The 18,835-nt window shown below is 75.0% G+C and carries 14 protein-coding genes; 7 read left to right on the top strand and 7 right to left on the bottom strand.

Annotation, left to right across the window (positions count from 1 at the left end; translation table 11 throughout):
• Nucleotides 1-24: 24 nt before the first annotated feature.
• Nucleotides 25-777: an IclR family transcriptional regulator gene (locus ABFY03_RS31600; protein WP_319010403.1), complete on the bottom strand. Its 753-nt coding sequence runs from the start codon at nucleotides 775-777 to the stop codon at nucleotides 25-27.
• Nucleotides 778-933: 156 nt separating this feature from the next.
• Here ABFY03_RS31600 and ABFY03_RS31595 point away from each other — a divergent pair, with 156 nt between their 5' ends.
• The gene (locus ABFY03_RS31595; protein WP_346171430.1) at nucleotides 934-1,821 is read left to right on the top strand and encodes a glycerophosphodiester phosphodiesterase family protein; all 888 of its coding nucleotides are present in this window, start codon (nucleotides 934-936) and stop codon (nucleotides 1,819-1,821) included.
• Nucleotides 1,822-1,875: 54 nt separating this feature from the next.
• Here ABFY03_RS31595 and ABFY03_RS31590 read toward each other — a convergent pair whose 3' ends face one another.
• Genes ABFY03_RS31590 through ABFY03_RS31580 form a run of 3 tightly spaced genes read right to left on the bottom strand, consistent with a single transcriptional unit; the run spans nucleotide 1,876 to nucleotide 5,488 of the window.
• Nucleotides 1,876-2,754, bottom strand: a complete 879-nt coding sequence (locus ABFY03_RS31590; protein WP_319010401.1) for a geranyl diphosphate 2-C-methyltransferase — start codon at nucleotides 2,752-2,754, stop codon at nucleotides 1,876-1,878.
• 29 nt (nucleotides 2,755-2,783) lie between these two features.
• Nucleotides 2,784-4,019 (bottom strand): family 2 encapsulin nanocompartment cargo protein terpene cyclase, encoded by a 1,236-nt coding sequence (locus ABFY03_RS31585; protein WP_319010400.1) that lies wholly within the window; start codon nucleotides 4,017-4,019, stop codon nucleotides 2,784-2,786.
• A 59-nt stretch (nucleotides 4,020-4,078) separates the two neighbouring features.
• Nucleotides 4,079-5,488 carry a family 2B encapsulin nanocompartment shell protein gene (locus tag ABFY03_RS31580; protein ID WP_346171429.1) on the bottom strand — a complete coding sequence of 470 codons (1,410 nt, stop codon included), beginning with the start codon at nucleotides 5,486-5,488 and terminating at the stop codon, nucleotides 4,079-4,081.
• Between the two features lie 561 nt (nucleotides 5,489-6,049).
• On the opposite strand from ABFY03_RS31580, the gene ABFY03_RS31575 reads away from it, so the two are divergent.
• The 3 genes from ABFY03_RS31575 (at nucleotide 6,050) to ABFY03_RS31565 (ending at nucleotide 8,990) form a co-directional block, all read left to right on the top strand.
• Entirely contained in the window at nucleotides 6,050-7,501 is a 1,452-nt protein-coding gene (locus ABFY03_RS31575) for a cytosine permease (RefSeq protein WP_346171428.1), read from the top strand.
• A gap of 145 nt (nucleotides 7,502-7,646) precedes the next feature.
• Entirely contained in the window at nucleotides 7,647-8,015 is a 369-nt protein-coding gene (locus ABFY03_RS31570) for a BlaI/MecI/CopY family transcriptional regulator (protein ID WP_319010397.1), read from the top strand.
• A 459-nt stretch (nucleotides 8,016-8,474) separates the two neighbouring features.
• Nucleotides 8,475-8,990 (top strand): NUDIX domain-containing protein, encoded by a 516-nt coding sequence (locus tag ABFY03_RS31565; RefSeq protein ID WP_346171427.1) that lies wholly within the window; start codon nucleotides 8,475-8,477, stop codon nucleotides 8,988-8,990.
• 6 nt (nucleotides 8,991-8,996) lie between these two features.
• Here the strand turns inward: ABFY03_RS31565 and ABFY03_RS31560 are convergent, their stop codons facing one another.
• Entirely contained in the window at nucleotides 8,997-10,253 is a 1,257-nt protein-coding gene (locus tag ABFY03_RS31560; RefSeq protein WP_346171426.1) for an MFS transporter, read from the bottom strand.
• A gap of 70 nt (nucleotides 10,254-10,323) precedes the next feature.
• On the opposite strand from ABFY03_RS31560, the gene ABFY03_RS31555 reads away from it, so the two are divergent.
• Both ABFY03_RS31555 and ABFY03_RS31550 read left to right on the top strand, forming a co-directional pair.
• On the top strand, nucleotides 10,324-11,322 hold the full coding sequence (locus ABFY03_RS31555) for a GlxA family transcriptional regulator (RefSeq protein WP_346171425.1): 999 nt from the start codon (nucleotides 10,324-10,326) through the stop codon (nucleotides 11,320-11,322).
• A 103-nt stretch (nucleotides 11,323-11,425) separates the two neighbouring features.
• Nucleotides 11,426-11,605 carry a hypothetical protein gene (locus tag ABFY03_RS31550; RefSeq protein ID WP_346171424.1) on the top strand — a complete coding sequence of 60 codons (180 nt, stop codon included), beginning with the start codon at nucleotides 11,426-11,428 and terminating at the stop codon, nucleotides 11,603-11,605.
• Here ABFY03_RS31550 and ABFY03_RS31545 read toward each other — a convergent pair.
• Nucleotides 11,602-12,624 carry a hypothetical protein gene (locus ABFY03_RS31545; RefSeq protein ID WP_346171423.1) on the bottom strand — a complete coding sequence of 341 codons (1,023 nt, stop codon included), beginning with the start codon at nucleotides 12,622-12,624 and terminating at the stop codon, nucleotides 11,602-11,604. The genes ABFY03_RS31550 and ABFY03_RS31545 overlap by 4 nt on opposite strands.
• Before the next feature lie 81 nt (nucleotides 12,625-12,705).
• Nucleotides 12,706-14,946, bottom strand: coding sequence for a glycoside hydrolase family 9 protein (locus ABFY03_RS31540; RefSeq protein WP_346171422.1), 2,241 nt, complete (start codon nucleotides 14,944-14,946; stop codon nucleotides 12,706-12,708).
• 526 nt (nucleotides 14,947-15,472) lie between these two features.
• Here ABFY03_RS31540 and ABFY03_RS31535 point away from each other — a divergent pair.
• Nucleotides 15,473-18,820 (top strand): S8 family peptidase, encoded by a 3,348-nt coding sequence (locus ABFY03_RS31535; protein ID WP_386723555.1) that lies wholly within the window; start codon nucleotides 15,473-15,475, stop codon nucleotides 18,818-18,820.
• Nucleotides 18,821-18,835 lie beyond the last annotated feature (15 nt).

Raw genomic sequence — 18,835 nt, 5'->3', positions numbered from 1 at the left:
CGCCCCGTTCTCCGCGCGTTCCGCTCAACGGAACGAATCCCGGAGAGGGTGGGGGGCGAGCGCGGCCGGCGGGATCGAGCGGTGCGGCACGCCGCGGGTCAGGGCGCGGCCGAGGGCGGCCCCGGCGCCGGCGACGGCCTCGCCGAGCGCGTCGAGCCGCCGCCCGGCCGGCACCATCGCGGCGAGCGCGGCGACGGTCCGCCCGTCCCGGCCCCGGACGGGGAAGGCGGCGCAGCACACCCCGTCCATCACGTCCTCCCGGTCGAGGACCGGCCCGCCCCGGCGCGGTCCGCGCAGCGCGGATCCGGCGGCGGTGTCGAGCCGGAACGCGGTGCCGTTCCGCACCGGCACCAGCGGTTCCAGCTCGCCCGGGGCGGAGGCGACGACGAGGGCCTGGTCCTCGCGGAGCACGGCGAGGACGACGCTGGCGCCGGTCGCGGCGCGCAGCCGCTGCACCGGCAGCCGGGCGGCGAGCCGGAGCCCCGGGTGCGGCTCCCATGCCTGCCCGAGGCGGTAGAGCTGCGGTCCGACGCGGTAGCGGGAGCCGCGCCGCTCCACCGCGCCGACGGTGACGAGCTGGTCGAGCAGCCGGTGCGCGCTGCCCTTGGGCACCCCGCAGGCGAGGGCGAGCTCCGTGACGCCGGCCTCGTCGCCGCACCGGCGCAGCGCGTCGAGGAGGGCGAAGGCCCCTTCGAGCACGCCCCGGCCGCGTCCCGGCCGGTCGGTCGTGTCGTTCCGCTCCACGTCGACGGGTCTCGGACGTGTCCCGTGGTCCATGGGTGGCGTTCCCCTTGTCTCTCGGCCCGGCCGGTGTCCCCCATGGCACGGCTCCGGGCGCGCTCCCACGATGCCGCAGACCCGGACGAATCACCGAAGGGTTCCGCGCCGGTGCGTCGCGGCGGGACGGGCGGCCGCGGGTTAGGATCACCGGCCGTGACTCCCGTACGCCTCCGCCGCCGCGCCGCGCTGGCCGCCGCCGCGCTGACCGCGCTGCTCGTGGCCGCCCCCGCGCCCGCCGCGGCACCCCCCGGTGCGCCCGCCCACGAACCCGCCGCGGCTCCCGCCGCCGTCCCCGCCGCCGCCACCCTGACGGTGTTCGCCCACCGGGGCGCCTCCTCGGCGGCGCCGGAGAACACGCTGGCCGCGGGCGAGGTGGCACGTCGGGCGGGGGTGGAGTGGATCGAGAACGACGTCCGGCCGAGCCGGGACGGGGTGCCGTACGTGATCCACGACGCGACCGTGGACCGGACGACCGACGGCACGGGGCAGGTACGCGCGCTGACGTCGGCGCGGATCGACGCGCTGGACGCGGGCTCCTGGTTCGCCCCGTCGTTCGCGGGCGCCCGGGTGCCGACGCTCGCCGCGCAGCTGGCGGACCTGCGGGAGCGGGGCGGCCGGCTGCTCCTGGAGATCAAGGGGCCGCACTCCGAGGCGGAGGTGGCGCGGATCGTCCGGGAGGTGCGCGGGCAGCGGATGGCGGACCGGGTGCTGGTGCAGAGCTTCGACGCGGTGTCGCTGGGGTACGTCAGGGAGCTGGCGCCGGAGCTGCCGCGGGCGCTGCTGCGCGACCGGCTCGACGCGGATCCGGTCGCGGTCGCCCGCGACCTGGGGCTGGCCTCGTACCACGTGTCGGACAAGGGGCTCGCCGCCCGGCCGGGCGCGGTGGCGGAGCTGCACGCGGCGGGGGTGGCGGTGAACGTGTGGACGGTGAACGCCCCGGCGCGCTGGCGGGCGCTGGCGGAGCTGGGCGTGGACGGGGTGATCACGGACCGGCCCGCGGAGCTGGCCGGCTGGAACGCGGCGCGGTCGGCGAACGGCTGAGGGCCGGGCCCGTCGCGAGGACGGGCCCGGCCCGGTGACCGGCCGCGCAGGGGATCAGACGCGGTCGGCGGCGATCAGCACGTACTGGAAGGAGCCGTCCTTGTACGACTCGATGAACGCCTCCTCGATGCCGGTGACCAGCGACGAGGTGGCGCGCAGCTCCCAGTAGGGCAGCGTGTCGGGGGTCAGGTCGATGACGGCCTGGGGCACCAGGCGGTTGTCGGCCATCGCCTTCAGGTACTCGCGGCGCGAGTGGATGTTGCACTCGAAGTGGGCGTTGATCTGGGAGACCCACTTGGAGGGCTGCCCGTACTTGGGGTTCCAGCAGCCGGTGATGGTGACGTACCGGCCGCCGACCTTGAGGAAGCGGGAGTGCTCGGCCATCAGGTCGTCGAGGTCGACGTACATGCTGGACTCGTTGTTCCAGGAGGCGGCGATGGAGCCCTTCTCGAACGGGGTGTCGAGCATGTTGCAGACCTGGGCGCGGACGTGGCTGTCGATGCCCAGCTCGCGGGCGCGCCTGTTGCCGAACTCGGCCTGGGTGGAGGAGAGGGTGACGCCCTCGACCTTGCAGCCGAAGCGCTGGTGGGCCATGACGCTCGATCCGCCGCGGCCGCAGCCGGCGTCGACGAGGGTGTCGGCCGCGGTGATCGGCCCGAGGTGGTCGAGGAGGACCTCGGCCTGGGCGGACTCCAGCCGGTGGAGCTCGGTGATCAGCTTCTTCTCGTACTCGCTGTCCTCGGGGGTGCCGAGGGAGGCGTGGTCGACGGCGCCGATGCCGTAGTGGTGGTGGTAGAGGCCGTCCACATCACCGAGGCGCAGGTTCACGGGCCGGGCCTCGGCGTTCCAGTAGCGGGCGATGTCGCCCTGGTAGGGCGTCGCCGGGCCGGGGATGGTCGCGGAGGCGTCGGTGGCGGTGAGCTCGGTGGTCACAGGGAAATCCATTTCTTGCCGGTAGGTGCTTACCAGAAGTCGGGCAGGCTGTAGCGGAACGTGTTGGTCTGGTGCCAGTAGTGGTTGCCGTCGACCCAGGTGGCGACGCCCTTGAGGAAGCGCAGCACGGTGGGGACGGGGAAGGCGGCGGCCACCTCTGTGGCGGCGGCCTCGAAGGCGTGCATGAGGTCGTTGTGGACCTCGATCGCCTTGAGGTACGCGTCGCGTTCGGAGAGCTTCTCGCGCTCGGCGAGCACCACCGGGAGGTTGAGGTGGACGCCGGGGCTGGAGAGTTCCTTGGTGTAGGAGTACAGGTCGTTGACGATGGTCGTCGCGTTGCCCGCGAGGGCGATGACCCGCTGCATCTCCGGCCTGGCGTGCAGGTCCGCCGGGAGTTCGTAGCCGCCGACGGTGTCGGTGATGGTGGGGCAGGGGCGGAAGTTGTTGAACTGGCGCATCGCCAGGTACTCCCACACCTCGGGGATGTGGTCGGTCTCGGCCCAGGCCGCTTCGGCGAGGTAGCCCATGTGGAGGCGGGCCATGTCGTGCCGGTAGCGGTCGGACTGGGAGGGCGAGGCGGCCGCGGTGAAGTACTCCATGGCGGAGCGGTAGGCGCGCCGGGGGGCGTCCGAGCCGAGCGACTCCGCCCACGCCGGGGCGTACTCCGGGGTGGTGTGGACGGGGTCGAGCGCGGTGTGCGCCATGAGCAGGCGCCCGCCGAGGCCGATGGGCGAGCCGCCGTGGTCCTCGCAGTAGCAGTCGTCGACGGCGTTCTCCGCGACCATGAGCCGGGTGGCGAGCATGACGTGGTCGACGGTCGGGGCGTCGGGGTGGCAGGCCACCATGTAGCGCCCGACGGAGAAGCCGTCGAACTGGCCCTCCCACTCCTCCGGGTAGAGCTGGACCTCGTCGACGGCCCAGTCCTTGATCCGGCGGCTGACCTCGTCCACCCGGGCGGGGTCGGGGTCCGGGACGGGGTGGAAGTAGAGGCCGGGGATGGGCCGGCCCTCCGCCGCCGGGGCGGCGGAGGGGGCGGCGGCCGGGTCCGGCGGCCCGTCCGGCACCGGGGGCGGTGCCGGACGGGCGAACGAGACGCTGGACGTGCCGAGTCCGCTGGGTCCGCCGGGGATCCAGCGGGGTGCGGCCTCCGGCGCGGGCGCCTCGGCGGCGGGGCCGGCGAGGGCCCGGGCGAGGACGTCGGCCCCGAGGCGGGCCGCCGCCGCGGGCAGGTGTGCCGGCAGGGGGGAGAGCCCGGGCTCGGGCATCCGTAGCTCCTTGCTGGGTGGGGTGGTGCTCCGTCCCGGAGCCGGGACGGACGGGGCCGTCAGTCGCGGCGGCGGGCGATCTGCACGTTCTCCATCACGCCGAGGGCGTCGGGGACGAGGACGGCGGCGGAGTAGTAGGTGGTGACCAGGTACGACATGATCGCCTGCTCGCTGATGCCCATGAAGCGGACCGACAGGCCGGGCTCGAACTCCTCCGGGATGCCGGTCTGGCGGAGGCCGATGACGCCCTGGTTCTCCTCGCCGGTGCGCATGGCGATGATGGAGCTGGTCTGCTCCTTGGTGATCGGGATCTTGTTGCAGGGGAGGATCGGGACGCCGCGCCAGGCCGGGACGGACTGGCCGCCGAGGTCGACGTGGTCCGGGTAGAGACCGCGGGCGTTGAACTCGCGCCCGATGGCGGCGATGGTGCGCGGGTGCGCGAGGAAGAGCTTGGTGCCCCGGCGGCGGCTGAGCAGCTCGTCCATGTCGTCCGGGGTGGGCGGGCCGGAGTGGGTCTGGATGCGCTGCTTGAAGTCGGCGTTGTGGAGGAGGCCGAACTCGCGGTTGTTGACGAGCTCGTGCTCCTGGCGCTCGCGCAGGGCCTCGATGGTCAGGCGGAGCTGCTCCTCCGTCTGGTTGTGCGGGCCGTTGTAGAGGTCGGCGACACGGGTGTGGATCTTGAGGACGGTCTGCGCGACGGAGAGCTCGTACTCGCGGGGCTTGAGCTCGTAGTCCACGAAGGCGCCGGGGAGCACGGCCTCGCCGACGTGGCCGGCGGACATGGCGATCTCCTTCTCGCCGTGCTTGTTCTGCGCCTGCTCGGGAAGGGTGCTGAACGCCTCGATGTGGGCCTGCAGCGCCGGGGAGTTCGCCATCACCGCGGCGAAGTCGGCACGGGAGAGGGTGAGCAGGGTGCCCGAGGTCTCGGCGGTGGCCGTGTAGTCCCAGGTGGCGTCGGCGTCGAGGAGCGCGTTCTCGCCGAAGCGGTCGCCGTCGCCGAGGACCGCGACGGCGATGTCGTCGCCGTAGGCGCCCTCGGAGATCTGGCTGATGCGGCCGTGCGCGAGGAGGTGGATCTCGCCGGCCGGGTTGCCCCGGGTGACGATGACGTCACCGGCGGAGAAGTCGCGCTGGGTGCAGCGGTCGGCGAGCGCGGTGAGCACGTCGACGTCGTCGAAGCCGCGGAGCAGGGCGAGTTCGCCGAGCTCGCGGGGGATGACGCGGACGGTGGCGCCGTCCTGGACGAACTCCACCCGGCCGTCGCCGACGGTGTAGCTGAGCCGGCGGTTGACCCGGTAGGCGCCGCCCTTGGTCTCCACCCAGGGGAGCATCCGCAGCAGCCAGCGGGAGGTGATCTCCTGCATCTGCGGGGCGGACTTGGTGGTGCTGGCGAGGTTCCGCGCGGCGTCGGTGCTGAGGGACTGCTGCGGCGGTGCCGCCTGGGCTTCCGGGCTGGTGTCGACGGTCATCGGACCGGGGTCTCCTTAGCGAGGTGGTGACCGGGCACGGCGACACGCCGAACCCGTCGAGGAGGGGAATGGAGGGAGGGCGTCTGGCCATCCGTCCAGACCCGGGGAACAGTAACGGCCCGTCAGCACGGCGTGCCCGGCCGGACGAGGGGCATTACCTCGATGCAGTGATCTTGTTTCGGGGGTGGTTTACCGGCTTTCCCGTCGGCTTTCCGCCACGGTCTCCGGAGGCCGGGCGGCGTGTGGGCCGGTGGGGGTCACGGGGCGCCCCGGCGCCCCGATCGGACGGCACGCAATCCGGCCACGTCGTCCCCGGCATCGCGTGCTTGACAACCCGCCCCTGCCGTCACACAAGTCAACCGAAGACGTCAACGCGGCCTCGGCCGGGGCCCCGGCGATCTTCCGGGTCCGGTCGGAAGTCGTTCCGGGGCTGCCCCAACTTCCGTGTGCGCAGGGGGACTTCGTGGGACCATGCTGAGTCCGGGACGAGGACGGCGCTCGGCAGTACGGGGGGGTACGCGTGACGCGTCTGCATGCTCGCGGGTCGGGGCGGGGGTCGTGGTGAGCGGGACGGTGGAGGCGCACGCGGAGGGGGCGCCGGACCGGCGGTTCGCCAACGCGGACCTGCTCCCCGCCGAGACCGGTGAGTTCCGGTGGCGGTGGTGGGACTTCGCGGCCATCTGGGTCTGCGTGTCCTGGAGCCTGGCCTCTCTGATGCTCTCCGGGATGCCGGGCCAGGACCGGTTCACCTGGCCGCAGACACTGCTGATCTGTGGCGTGGCCCAGTTCGTGGTCCTGCTGCCGTCGTTCCTGGTGGAGCACGCGGGCGACCGGTACGGGGTGCCGTTCGCGGTCTTCGCGCGCAGTGCCTTCGGGGTGAGGGGAGCCGCGCTGCCGGCCCTGCTGAGGTTCGCCTCGGCGTGCGTCTTCTTCGGCTTCCAGGCCGATCTCGGCGTCCAGGGCATCCAGCTGCTGACCGGGGGCCTGGGCGAATACGACGGCGACAGCTTCTTCAACCCCGCCTACCTGGTGTTCCTGGCCCTCCAGTTGTGGATCATCACGAAGGGTCCGAACGGGCTGCGCAGGTTCGCGGACCTCGCCGCACCCGTGCTGATCGTGGGGCTGGTCGTGGCGTTCCTCTGGGCGTCCGCGCACGGGACGGGGCCGGTGCTGCCCGAGCCGGCGCGGCCGATCGGCTGGGGGGCGGACTTCTGGCTGGCGGCCGCCCCGGCCCTGGCCTCCGCGACGGCGCTGTTCGCGGCGGTCGGACTGACCGTGCCCGATCTGGTGCATCTGGGCTCCTCCGGCCGGCGCGCGGAGGGCACCGGGCGGCGCCTGGGGGTGGGGCTGCTGCTGCCCGTCCTGATGACGGGGATCCTGCTGTACACGATGGCGCTGATGTCGCTGTCCGCGTACGGCACGGACGGCTACTCCGGTTCGCTCACCGTGCACGCGCTGTCCGACATGCCGGGTGGCAGCGTCGTCGCCGCGGCCATGCTGATCGTGGCGACGCTCTGCGGCAACCTCGGGCTCAACCTGGTGTCGGCGGGGTACGACCTGTCGAGCACCGCCCCGTCCGTGCTCGGATTCCGGGGCGCGGCGGTGCTGGCGGCCCTCGCGGGCACGGCCGTCGCGTGGTGGGCGCGGAGCAGCAGCGACTACGAGGTGCTGTCCTGGGCGAGCCTGGCCGAGGGCTTCTTCGGCACCGTGTCCGGCATCCTCGCGGTGGAGTACTGGATCGTGCGCCGGACACGGCTGCGGCCGGCCGATCTCTACCGGGCCGGAGGGCCGTACTGGTACACGGGCGGCTGGAACTGGCGCGCCGTGGTCGCGTTCGCGGCGGGCGGGGTGCTGGCGGTGGGTGGTTCACCGGAGGGCACCGGCGCGGACGGCCCGCTGCTTCCCTTCCTCGCCCCGCTGGACGACTTCGGCTGGCTCGTCGGTCTGGTCGTCGCCGGCGGGCTGTACGCGGTGCTGACGCTACGGGCGCGGTCCGCGCGGGCGGGTGACTGACGGGCGGCGCGCGGGTGTTCCCGGTCCCCGGTGCCCGAGCCGCCCGCCCGGCCGCCGCGACCGGCCCGACTACCATGAGGCCGGTCGAGGCAACGGGGGCCCGGGCCGCGAGCGGCACCGGGACCTGCGGAGAGGACGGGCACGGATGCGTCGGCTCGGGGAGCTGGAAGCGGAGATCATGGACCGCTTCTGGCGGTGGCGGCGCGCCGCCACCGTGCGCGAGATCGTCGACGACATCAACCGTCACCGCGACATCGCGTACACCACGGTCACCACGGTGACCGGCATCCTCTTCCACAAGGGCCACCTCACCCGCACCCGCGAGGGACGCGTCTGGCTCTACCGCGCCGCCGCCACCCGCGAGGCGTACGCGGCCGCCCTCATGGAGGACGGCCTCGACGCCAGCGAGGACCGCACGGCCGCCCTCGCGCGGTTCGTGGAGAACCTCGACGCCGACGAACTCGCCGCGCTGCGCACCGCGCTCCGCGACGCCGAGCGGCGGACCGAGGGCTGACCGGCGCCCCCGCCCCGCCGGGTCACGCGGCGCCGGTCGGCGTCACGGCTCCCCGCGTGCCGCTCCGCAGCGCCTGGCCGCACCGGGTGCCGGCCCTCGGCGTGACCGTCCGGCTCGCCCTCACCGTCACCTTCGTCCTCGCCCGGGCCGAACCGCGCCGGGCCCACGTCGCCGGCCGGCACCACCTGCCGCCGCTGCGCCGCCGCCCGACGCGGTCCTCGCCACCCCCACGTACGGACTGGCGGCCGGGCGCCGACGGCGGCTTCGGCGCGGCCGTCCCCGCACCCGGCGCTGCGCGGCGCGCTGGTCTCGGCGACCCTGACCGACCCCGTCCCGCCGCTGCTCGTGGCCCGCCCGCCGGGGGGTCCGACGCAGCGCGTCCGAAACACCTGTGCACGTCGGGCGGGGTGGCTCGTTGGACCGGGCGAACCACTCGCTCCCCGTCTCCCGGAGGCCGACATGCACCCCCTGCCCGTGGACGAGTTCGTCGCGACGCTGCCGAAGGCCACCCTGTTCGGCGCCGTGTACTTCACCGACATGGACGAGCGGCCCGTGCAGCTCCATGCCGTCTACAGCGCCGAACACCCCTGGCAGCTCCCGGGCGGGACGGCGGAGGCGGGCGAGCGCCCGTGGCAGACCGCCGTGCGGGAGACCGCGGAGGAGACCGGGCTGACGGTGTCCGGACCCCCGCGGCTGCTCGCGGCCGTGTTCGGCCTGCCGGGGGCGGCGTGGCCGCTGGCCAGCGCCGGGTACGTCTTCGACGGCGGGCGGCTCACCGACCGGCAGATCGCGGAGCTCGTCCTCGACCCGGCGGAGCACGACGAGGTCCGCGTCCTGCCGCTCCAGGACTGGCGGGCCCTGATGCCCCCGCGGGACTTCGCCCGCCTCGCCGCCTTCGCGGAGGCCCGCAGGACGGGCACGGCCGCGTACGTCGGCAGCTGGGACTGGGACGAGTCGCCGTCGGACGCCCGCTGACCCTTCCTACACGGCGCGCCGGAGCGTGCGGATCGCGGGCACGGCCAGGAGGGCGGCGCTCGCCGCGACGCAGGTGGCCGCCGACAGCAGCAGGAAGTGGTGCGGGGTGGTCAGGCCGGTGGCGGGGCCGGCGAGGATCTGGCCGGCGGAGATGCCGGAGACCGAGCCGGCGAGTTCGTACGCGCTGACGCGGTTGAGGACCTCGGGCGGGGTGTGGGTCTGCACGCTGGTGGCCCACATCACCGACCAGAAGGCGAGGGCCGCGCCCGCCGTGGCGTGGGCGGTCAGGAGCAGCGGCAGGCCGGCGTCGAGGGCCACGGACAGCGGCAGCGCGGTGTAGAGGACCATCGCGGCGGCGCCGGCGGCAAGGGGACGGGCGGGGCGGATCCGGAGGGCCACGAGACCGCCGAGCACCGTCCCCACGCCCAGAAAGGAGACCGCGAGGCCGTACGCGTCGGGGCCGAGGCGTGCGCCGACCAGGGCCGAGGCGAGCGGGACCAGCGGGCCGAAGACGAGCACGCCGTGGACGACCCAGATCAGGATCACCGCCCACATCCACGTCCGGGCGCGGAACTCCCGCCAGCCGCGGCGCAGGTCGCGGCGGAGCGAACTCCCGGTCCGCGGCGGGGAGTCGGGCGCGGCGGGCGCGAGCCGCAGCAGCGCCAGGCAGCCGGCGCTGACGAGGAAGGTGGCGGCGTCGAGGGCGTACACGGTGCCGGCGTCGGTCAGCGCGATGAGGAGGCCCGCGCAGGCCGGGCCGAGGAGGTGGGCGAGGGCGTCGGCCACCTTGAGGGTGGCGTTGGCGCGGTGCGGGTCGCGGGCGACGAGCGGGACCATCCCGTTGACGCCGGGCAGGAACATCGCGACGGCCGCACCGGCCACCGCCGCCATCGACAGGAGGAGCCAGAACGGCGGGCTGCCGGCGAAGAACGCCACGGCCAGCACGCCCTGCGTCGCGACCCGGACGAGGTCGGCGCCGACCATCATCCGGCGGGCGCCGAACCGGTCGGCGAGGACGCCGCCGACGAGGACCAGCAGGACGAAGGTGCCGGTCCAGGCGCCGAGGACGAGTCCGACGCCGGTCACGCCGTACAGCGCGCCGACGGCCAGCGCGGCGGCGACGGGCATCATCGCGTCGCCGAGCTGGGAGACCGCGCGGGCGGTGAAGTAGAGGGTGAAACGCCGGTCCCACAAGGGGAGTCGGCGGACGGGAGGGTGCGCGGGGGCGGTCGGCGCCGGTGCGTCGGGGTGCTGGGTGGTCACCCTCCGATGCTGGACCGGCCCCCGTGGCCTCCCCAGTGTCCCGAACGACACGATGGGGTACTTTCGCGCCATGACGCCCCTCCCCCGGACCGAACTCCCCTCCCCGCACCGGGTCGTGGCGCTGCTGCAGCCGCCCCAGCCGGCCTTCCCGCTGGCCTGCGCGTCGGGGGTCTTCGGTGATCACGGCCCGGCGGTCCCGGCCCGGTACGCGTTCGAGGTCTGCGCCGAGCGGCCGGGGCCGGTCGGGACCGACTCCGGGTACGCCATGCTGGTCACGGCGGGCCTGGAGGCGCTGGAGCGCGCGGACACGGTGCTCGTGCCCGGCTGGGGGCCGCCGGACGGCGGCCAGGTGTCGCCGGACGTGGTGGCGGCGGTGCGGCGGGCGCACGCGCGCGGGGCGCGGGTCGTCGGCCTGTGCGCGGGCGCGTTCGTCCTGGCCGCCGCAGGGCTCCTGGACGGGCGGCGGGCCGCCACGCACTGGGCCCGCGCCGCCGAACTGGCCTCCCGCTTCCCCCGGGTCCGGGTGGATCCGGCGGTGCTCTACGTGGACCACGGCTCCGTCGCCACGAGCGCGGGCGCGGCGGCGGGGGTGGATCTGTGCCTGCATCTGGTGAGCGCCGACCAGGGCGCCGCGTACGCGACGCGGATCGCCCGGCGGATGGTCATGCCGCCGCACCGCGAGGGCTGCCAGCTGCAGTACGCGGAGCTGCCGGCGGCCGGTCCTGCCGCGGACTCGCTGGCGCCGCTCCTGGACTGGCTGGGCGAGCACCTCGACGAGCCGGTGTCGGTCGCCGACATGGCGGCCCGGGCGCGGGTCTCGCCCCGGACGCTGACCCGGCGGTTCACCGAGCAGCTGGGCATCAGCCCGGGGCGGTGGCTGCTCGACCGGCGGATCGACGCGACCCGGGCGCTGCTGGAGGAGACGGACCTGCCCGTGGAGACCATCGCCCACCGGGTCGGTCTCTCCTCCGCCGTGAACCTGCGCCGCCGCTTCCACGAGGCCCTGCGCACCACGCCGGCCGCGTACCGGCGCGCCTTCCGGGCGGCGAGGGCGGGCCGGGAGGGGTGAGGGCGGGGCCCGTCAGCGGTTCACGCTGGACGGCCGGACCGGGCGCGTCGACGCGGGCGGGCTCGTCGTCGTCCCGCCCGGGGTGCCGCACTCCTTCGGCGCCGTGCGGGGCTCGACGGCGGACGTGCCGGCGGTCCTGACGCCCGGCGTCGACCGGTTCGGCTACTTCCCCGCGCTCGGCCGCATCCAGTCCGGGCAGGAGCCGTTCTCGGTCCTGCTGCCCGAACAGGACCGGTACGACGTGCACCTCGTCCCGCCGCCCGGCGGCGCGGCGGCGGACTAGCGGGCCGCGTGCGCGCCGGCGCGGACGTCGAGCGCCAGGGTCGTGCCGCCTCGGGTCAGGATGAGGTAGCGGGGTTCGAAGCCCTGCGCGACGGCGAAGCAGAGGCGGCCGGTGGTCTCGCCGCGGGCGAACGAGCCGTCGGAGGCGCCCGGTTCGTCGCCGCACCGGCCGCCGCGGAGCAGCTGCGGCTCGCCCGTTCCCTCCCCGATGAGCTTCACCGGCACCCACGGGACGTCGGCGGGGGTCGGGTTGCGGACGGTGAGGGGGACGGAGACGATCCGGAGCCGGGTGTCGTCGCCGGCCGGGACGCTGTCCGCGGCGGGCCCCCGGGCGGTGACGTGGAGGTCGTCGAGCCGCGCCTCCCGCCCCGTGGGGACCACCTGCTTCGGGAAGGACTTCGCGTCGCGGTAGATGCCCATGCCGTCGGCCACGTGCCGGCTGTCCCCGTGGGTCTCGGCGTCGAGCAGGGCGTTCCCGGCCAGGAGCAGGGCGGCGGCGGTGAGCGTGGCGGTGACGAGCCGGGGCGCGAAGGGCAGCACCGCCGACGCGGCCCGCAGCAGCGGGCGGACCCTCCAGGCCACGACGGCCGTGAACAGGCCGGTCAGGACCACGGCGAGGACGGCCCACGGGTGGTGGTGGAGCTCCACCACGCCGTCCCGGCTCCGGACGGAGAGCGGTCGGCCGGTGGCGCGGGAGAGCGTCACGATCACCGGCTCGCCGAGGGAGAGGTGGTTCACCCGCTCCTGGCCGGCGGCCAGGGCGAGGACGCGGCCGTCCGTGGTCATGGCCTCCACCACGTAGTCGAACCGCTCGTGTCCGTCGGACAGGCCCGGATCGTCGTCGACCTTCATGATGACGGCGTGGTGCCGCTCGACGGGCGCCACGGCCTCCACCGTCCACACGGCCAGGAACGCGGCCGCGGCACCGGCGAGGACCAGCAGGCCCACGCTCAGCCAGCCGAAGACGGTGGTCCGTTCGTTCCTCAGGGCCTGTTCGGCCCTCTCCTCCTTCAGGGACATGTCCGCCACGGTAGGGGGGAGCGGTGAACTCCTTCATGAGTACGGATACTCACCGCTCCCCGATGCCGTGGGCGGCCGCCGTCAGCCCTGGTCGGCCGTGAAGGAGGCCATCCAGGTCAGGGCCGCGTTCCAGTTGACGGTCAGCTCGTTGGTGGACCAGGACTGGATGTCGTCGACATAGCAGAACTGGCCGACGCAGCCCTTCAGTTTCGCCTGGGCGACCGGGTCCTGGATGCTGGAGTTGGGGCCTCCGGCGAGCGAGCCGGCGGGCGGGTGCGGCAGGGCGGGGTCGAGCTGGCGGGCGTACCAGCGGCTGTGCTGGTTCCGGGCGCTGACCTCGCCGTAGCCGGTGACGTAGGAGAGGTTCAGGGCGTTGCGGCCGAGGACGTAGTCCATGCTCTGGAGGGCGCCGTCGCGGTACTTGGCGCCGCCGGTGAGGTCGTGGGCGGTGGCGAGGACGACGGCGTTGTTGAGGATCTGGTGGGTGGAGCCCCAGTCGTACTTCTGGCCCTCGGGGGCGTACGGCATGCCGTAGGGGTGTGCCCGGAGGGTGGCGAGGTAGCGGTCGGCTCCGGTCCGGACGGAGTGGCGGACCCGGTCGCGGCCGGGGAGGCGGCTGGGGACGGTGGCGAGGTCGAGGCGGGCGGGGACGGCGGTGCCGGCCCAGTCGAAGGCGATGGGTCCGAAGATGTCGGCGGTGTGGACCGGGGAGGCGAGGACGTGGTCCTCGAACTCCTTCTCGCCGGTGGTGAGATACAGCTCGGCGGCGGCCCAGTAGAACTCGTCGGCGACGTTCCGGTCGGCGTAGGCGCCGCCGCCGATGCCGTCGTTCTCGGAGGCGAGGACGTCGGGGTGGGCGAGAGCGGCGGCCCACGCCGTGCGGGCGGCGGCGAGCGCGGTGGCGGCGAACCGGGGGTCGTACGCGTCGTAGAGACGGGCCGCCTGGGCGGCGGTCGCGGCGAGGTTGAGGGTGGCGGCGGTGGTCGGCGGGTGCAGTTCCCGCTTCTGGGGGTCGTCGGCGGGCATCAGCGGCAGGCCGGTCCACTGCTCGTCGTGGACCTTGTGGTGGGCCATGCCGGCGAGCGGTTCGCCGTCCGGGACCTGCATCTTCAGCAGGAACTCCAGTTCCCAGCGAGCCTCGTCGAGGATGTCGGGGACGCCGTTGCCGCTCTCGGGGAGGGTGAGGGTGCCGTCGCCGAGGGCCTCGGGGCGGCCGGTGCGGGCGTGCAGCGCGCGCTCGTAGGTGGAGAGGAGCTGCCAGACGGAGATGCCGCCGTTGACGACGTACTTGCCGTGGTCCCCGGCGTCGTACCAGCCGCCGGTGACGTCGAGCGTGTAGGAGCAGAGGCCGGGTTGGCAGGGCACGCGGTCGTCGCCCCGGTTGGGGGCGGTGCCGACGTGGCCCGCCGCGCGGCCGTAGCCGGGACGCAGGTCGTCGCGGACGGGGGTGCCGCTGCGCTGGGTGTAGTAGAACTTCGCGGCGTCCACGCGGAGTCGGTCGTAGGCCTCGGTGCCGATGTCGAAGGGGTGGCTGGTCTCGCCGTCGGCGACGAGGGTGAAGCCCCGGCCGGGCGCGCGGTGGCGGCCGAAGTCGATCGAGTGGACGCGCTGGCCGGAGGAGGCGTCCAGGCCGCGCGGGACGGTCCGGCCGCGGGCGACGACGGTGCCGCGGGCGTTCTTCAGCTGCCAGGGGAGCGGCTCGGTCGCCTCGGTGACCAGGGTGGCGTTCTTGGGTCCCCGGGGCAGATAGGCGACCTGGTTGACGCGGACGCGGGGGCCGGTGTCGGGTTCGTACGTCTCCGGCGGCACCCCGCCGAGCAGGGAGACGTCGTCGAGGCAGAACCGCCAGGGGTCGGCGGCGCCGCCGAGCTGGAAGGCGACCTGGCCCTGGGTGGTGTCCACCGGGGAGGCGAAGGTGTACGTGTAGGTGTCGCCGGAGACGCTGAGCTGCGGGACGACCTCGTGGTAGGCGTCGTACGGGGCGACCTGGAGGCCGACCACCGCGCGGACGGAGTGGCCGGCGGGGGTGCCGGTCGCGTGGAAGGAGATCCGGTACGTCTCGCCCTGAGTGAGCGTCAGGTCGTTCTGGCCGACCGCCGCGTCCCAGCGGTTCACGGTGCCGCCGGGCACGTCGGCGCAGAGCGCGCCGCCGTCCGTCCCGGCGGTGACGCCGCTGGTCCACCAGGAGTCGGCGCCCGCGTCGAAGCCGCCGTTCCTGATCCGTTCGGTCTCGTCGGCGCCCGCCGGCACGGCGGGCACCGCGGTCAGGCCTGCGGCGAGCAGGGCCGACAGGGAGAGCAGGGCGGTTCTGCGTCGGTTCACGTGCGGGCTCCTCGGTGGGGGTGACGGAGCAGGCATGGGAGCGCTCCCATGCGGGGGCGGTGGACATCCTGACGGGCGGGACGCGGGGACGTCAACGGCTCGGACGGGACCGGCCTGCCACGGCCCGGATACGGCCAATCGGAGACCGGCCCTCCGGTCGGGGCGGCGCCGGCGCCCGGAAAGCGGCCGGCACCTGGGGTTCGGGGGTGCCGGCGGGCGCCGCGGTCGCACAGGCATCGCAGGGGTGTCACACGCTCGTCACACCCCGGTCGTCACCCCATCGCACCCGCGCCCTCCGGCGTGGCCGGAACGCATACGCTCCAACCCGCCGCTCCCCCAACGCCGTTGATCACACCCCGGTGACCTCACATACTGCGCTGACCGACCGCCGGGCGCCGCTCGCGCCGACGGCCGGAACTCGACCACTCACCTCATCTCCGAACCTGGGGGAGACTTGCGCGCACCCGTGCGAAAAGCACGCGCCTTCACGATCGCGGCGGCCACCTCGGTGGCCCTCGTGGCGGGCATGACCGTCCCGGCCACGGCGATCGCCGCCACCACCCCGTACGACACCACCCGCACCCCCGCACCCGACCGCACCACCGCCCCCGCGCGGATCGGCGGCGACCAGCGCGTCCCGCTCGTCACCGGCGACCGCGTGGTGGTGGACGCCGGGGGCCGGATGGTGCGGTTCGAGGCCGCCCCCGGCCGCGAACGCATACCCGTCGAGGTGCGGCGCACCGGCGACCGCACCCTGGTGGTGCCCGCCGACGCCCGGCGCCTGATCGCCGACGGACGGCTCGACCAGCGGCTCTTCGACCTCTCCGTGCTCACCGACCCCCGCCTGCGGGCGAGCCACGGCTCCGGGCTCAAGCTGATCGTCCGGTACGAGGGCGGCGCGGGCGCCGCCCGGGCGCAGGTCCGCGCCGCCGGCGACACCGAACTGCGGCGTACCTTCCCGACCCTCGGCGCCGACGCCCTGCTCGCCTCCCCGGACGACCTGGCCCGGGTGTGGGAGGCGCTGACCGACCGGCGTCCGGACGGCGCGCGGGCCACCGCCGCCGGCGTCGCGACGGTCTGGCTGGACGGGGTGCGGGGCGCGCGCCTCGACCGCGGTGTCCGGCAGATCGGCGCCGACCGGGCCTGGGAGGCCGGCTACGACGGCACCGGCGTGCGGATCGCCGTCCTCGACACCGGCGTCGACCGGACCCACGAGGACCTGAGGACCCGGGTCGTCGGCGAGAAGAACTTCTCCGCCTCCCCCGACGCGGTCGACCGCGTCGGGCACGGCACCCATGTCGCGTCGATCGCCGCCGGCACCGGCGCCCGGTCCGGCGGCCGGTTCACGGGCGTGGCCCCGGGTGCCGAGGTGATCAGCGGGAAGGTCCTGGACGACGAGGGGTACGGCGACGACTCGGCCGTCCTCGCGGGCATGGAGTGGGCGGTCGCCGAGGGCGCCGACGTCGTCAACCTCAGCCTCGGCGCCCCCGACAGCCCCGGCGTCGACCCGCTGGAGGCGGCGATCGACCGGCTGTCCGCGGAGAAGGGCGTCCTGTTCGCGGTCGCCGCCGGAAACGACGGCGAGTCCGGACCGTCGTCGGTGGGCTCCCCCGGCACCGCGGACGCGGCGCTGACCGTCGGCGCCGTCGACCACGAGGACCGGCTCGCCCCCTTCTCCGGCACCGGTCCGCGCGTCGGCGACGGGGCCGTGAAGCCGGACGTGACCGCGCCCGGGGTCGCCGTCACGGCGGCCGCGGCGCCCGGCAGCGCGCTCGACGTCCGGCCCGGCACCCCGCACCCGGCGCCCGGCTACCTCCGGCTCGACGGCACCTCGATGGCGACCCCGCACGTGGCGGGCGCGGCCGCGCTCCTCAAGCAGCGGCACCCCGACTGGACGGGCGCCGAGCTCAAGGCCGCGCTGGCCGGGTCCGCGCAGGGCAGCGCCGGTCTCACCGCCTTCCAGCAGGGCACGGGCCGGATCCAGGCCGACCGGGCGCTCGCCGGGACCGTGGTCTCCGAGGCGGTGTCGCTGAACTTCGGCACGGCCCGGTGGCCGCACGCCGACGACCGGCCGGTGACCCGGAAGCTCGTCTACCGCAACCTCGGGACGGCGGACGTCACCCTCGACCTGTCGGTGTCCGGCCTGGACCCGGCGGGCGAGGCCGCCCCCGGCGGCTTCTTCACGCTCGGCGCGCCCCGGGTGACCGTTCCGGCGGGCGGGACGGCGGCCGTCGACCTGGTCGCCGACACCCGTCTCGGCGAGGCCGACGGCACCTACTCGGGGTACGTCACCGCCACCGGCGCGGGGCAGTCGGTCCGGACGGCCGCGGTGGCCGTGCGGGAGGCCGAGTCGTACGACCTCACCGTCCGCACGCTCGGCCGCGACGGCGCCGACGCGCGGGACTTCGCCAACACCCTGACCGGCGTCGCCGGTCCGGCGGCCGGCTTCCAGGCCCGGATCGACAGCGAGCCCGGCAGCCACACGCTGCGCGTGCCGAAGGGGACGTACACGCTCGACACGGCCGTCTACGAGGACCCCTCGGACTACGCCAAGGGCACCGACTGGATCGCCCAGCCGAAGCTGGACGTCTCCGGCGACACCACGGTCACGGTCGACGCGCGGACGACCGCGCCCGTGGAGCTGACCGTGCCCGGGATCGACCGGGCGGACTACGCGGGCACGTACTACGAGCGGAACACCGAGATCGGCCGGGTCGGCAGCGGCTGGGTCCTGCGCGGCTTCACCGGCTTCCGCACCGCCCACCGGGGCCCGGCCGTCACCGACGGCACGCTGCTCCAGACCTGGGACGCGCACTTCCTCGACGACGCCGACGGCGGGGAGGGCGACAGCCAGTACGCGGTGGCCTACGGCGGGAGGACCGACACCCTCGCCACCGGCTACACCCGGCACGCCGAGGCGGACGAGTTCGCCACGCTGAAGGTCGGCCTCGGCGCCTCCGCGCCCGGCAAGTCCGCGCTCGCCTCCCCGTACGCGCACCTGCCCGGAGCGCCGGAGGGCAACGGCTTCTCCGCCCCGCAGCCGGCGCCGGGCACCCGCACCTTCCGCGTCTCGACCGCCGACGGCGTCCGCTGGCTGACCCGGTTCAACCAGCTGGGCGCGCCCGACGAGTGGGGCTACCCGGCCTTCGAGGGCGGGTACGCGATGACCGCGCCGCGCCGGTACGAGGCGGGGCGGACGTACCGGGAACGGTTCAACACCGGCGTGTTCGGCCCGCTCCTGGGCGAGGGCACGGGCGTCTTCCGTACGGCTCCCGACCCGGCGACGGGCGAGCAGCACCTGGTCGGGGCCGTCCCGCTGCTGGCCGACGGGCGGGGGCACGTGGGCATGACGCCCTACTCCTCCGCCACGACGACGCTCTACCGCGACGGTGTCCGCGTCGCGGCGAACGACGATCCGCTGAGCGGCACGGAACCCTTCGTGGTCGACGGCGCCGAGGCCGAGTACCGGCTGGTCACGTCGGTGGAGCGGGCGGCCGCGGTCGCCGGGGCGTCCACCCGGATCGACGCCTCCTTCGCGTTCCGGTCGAAGGAGGTCGCGGCCACCACGGCGCTGCCGGTGTCCACGGTCCGCTTCGCGGCCCCGGTCGACCTCTCCTCGCGGGCCCCGGCGCGGGCCTGGGCGACGGTCCCGGTGACCGTGCAGGGCGCGGCGGCCGGCGGGAACCTCGCGTCCCTGACGGTGAAGGTCAGTTACGACGAGGGCACGACCTGGCAGGGCGTGCGGGTCGTCGACGGCCGGATCGTGGTGAGGAACCCGGCGAAGGGCGCCGGGATCTCGCTCGCCGCCGAGATCACCGACCGGCAGGGCAACACGTCGACGGTGTCGATCCGCAACGCCTGGTCCGGCAGGTAGCGGCGCCTGACCCGG

The sequence above is a fragment of the Streptomyces roseofulvus genome (genome assembly GCF_039534915.1).
GTDB lineage: Bacteria > Actinomycetota > Actinomycetes > Streptomycetales > Streptomycetaceae > Streptomyces > Streptomyces roseofulvus.
The sequence above is the reverse complement of the archived record's forward strand: the minus strand, read 5'-3'. Positions and strand labels throughout refer to the sequence as shown.